The organism is Bacillus sp. JJ664, assembly GCF_036962205.1.
In the GTDB taxonomy this organism is placed as follows: Bacteria; Bacillota; Bacilli; order Bacillales; family Bacillaceae_G; genus Gottfriedia.
This window is the reverse complement of the sequence record NZ_JBALMS010000002.1, coordinates 42,922-43,188: the sequence shown is the minus strand read 5'-3', so window position 1 is coordinate 43,188 and position 267 is coordinate 42,922.

The following is a 267-nucleotide window of genomic DNA, read 5'->3' as shown; positions in this document are numbered from 1 at the left end:
CTTCTATAGTGAATTTCATATCTTATTACCGATTATTTCGACAATAAAAATTTATTTCCTGTTTTTATTATAAATTCTGAATATTTTTATTAATATAGATAGTTTTCCTCAATTTCTTCTAGCATTCGACGATTGTGTTAAAAACTAGTATGTATTAAGTCGAATTTTACATATTATTCATTATATAGAAAATTAAATAGTATGTAAATTTATAATTTTTAATAAAAGGTTACAAAACTATTACAAAATTCTGTAATTTTTAACAAA